Here is a 1675-nt window from a genome sequence, read left to right as displayed (position 1 = left end):
GGTTGCTACTGATGTAGCTGCACGTGGTTTGGATATTAAATCACTGCAAGCGGTTATTAATTATGAACTGCCACGTGACCCTGAAATCTATGTGCACAGAATAGGCCGTACGGGACGTGCCGGAGAAAAAGGCCATGCCTTAAGTATTTTCACCGCATCAGAACAAAATCGTGTTAATGCGATAGAAAATTATCAGAAAAAACCTTGTCGTTGTGATGTTTCTGAATCATTAGATCGCGATCCTGGCTTCAGCTTACAAGCCGCCATGGTGACTATACAACTGGATTCCGGACGAAAAAATAAAGTCAGACCGGGTGATATTTTAGGTGCGTTAACCGGCGATGCAGGATTAGCTGCCAGTGATATTGGCAAGATCGATATTTTTGATATGTCGAGTTATGTGGCCGTTGAGCGAACTGCATTACGCCAAGCGATGAATTATTTGGCACAAGGCAAAGTAAAAGGGCGTACTATTCGCGCTCGTCAAATTCGATAACAGTAATAATTAAGAGGCGCGAAAAGTTTGTCAGAAACACTATTTGCAATTGGACAACGTTGGGTAAGTAATAGCGAAGCAGAGCTTGGACTTGGTTTGATTAAGGAGATTTCAGGGCGTCGTATTGAAGTGCTATTTCCAGCAGTAGGTGAACAACGTACCTATGCCGCAGATATTGCGCCATTAAGCCGTGTTATTTATCCGGTCGGTGATACCGTCAGTACGAATGAAGATCGTGTTTTTACTATCTCTGAAAGGCATGAGTTTAATGAATGTTATGTCTATCAAGGTTTAGATGAAGCGGGGGAGGAGGTCAGTATTCATGAAATGGACCTCAACAGCCATGTACAGTTTAGTCAGCCTCAAGACCGTTTATTTGCCGGCCAAGTTGATAAAAATAGTCAGTTTGAATTACGCATGGCCACACTGGGGCATCAACATCGACTACAACAATCGCCGGTCTTTGGTTTAACCGGTGCCCGAGTTCAACCCTTACCGCATCAGATGTATATTGCCAATCAGGTTGCACAACGATACGCACCACGGGTGTTGTTGGCTGATGAAGTAGGCTTAGGAAAAACGATAGAGGCGGGGTTGATTTTGCATCAACAATTGATTACTGGCCGCGCTAGCCGAGCCATCATTATTGTGCCGGATAGTCTAGTTCATCAATGGCTGGTTGAAATGTTAAGACGTTTTAATCTGCAATTTACCATTATGGATGATGAACGCCATGCCGCTATCGTAGAGAGTGATGAAGGTAATCCCTTTGAAAGTGCCCAATTAATTTTATGTAGTCTGTCCTCGTTGACTGAAAATCCCGCTATTTATGCTGATGCATTAGCTGCGAGTTGGGATTTGATGATTGTTGATGAAGCGCATCACTTGCAATGGAATGAACAGCAAGCTAGTAAAGCATACCTTGCCATTGAGGGATTAGCGCGCAAAGTTCACGGACTATTATTGTTAACCGCTACACCTGAGCAATTAGGCGTGGAAAGCCATTTTGCCCGCTTACGTCTTTTGGATCCGGATCGCTATCATGATTTGGTAAAATTCAAGCAGGAAGAAACCAATTATCAACCGGTCAGTGAATTAGTCGAACATTTATTAGCTGACGATGCCCAACAACACATCCAGAGTGATAAAGCCATACAACAGGCCGTGATTGACTATCTG

2 protein-coding genes are annotated in these 1675 nt (G+C 43.7%); both read left to right on the top strand.

The window, feature by feature from the left end:
* Nucleotides 1-496, top strand: a 496-nt coding sequence (locus AC3AYF_RS20730; protein WP_487780361.1) for a DbpA RNA binding domain-containing protein, incomplete at its 5' end; no start/stop codon positions are given.
* Between the two features lie 27 nt (nt 497-523).
* Nucleotides 524-1675, top strand: a 1152-nt coding sequence (locus AC3AYF_RS20725; protein ID WP_487780360.1) for an SNF2-related protein, incomplete at its 3' end; no start/stop codon positions are given.

Source organism: Salinicola sp., from assembly GCF_982684285.1.
The sequence above is the reverse complement of the archived record's forward strand: the minus strand, read 5'-3'. Positions and strand labels throughout refer to the sequence as shown.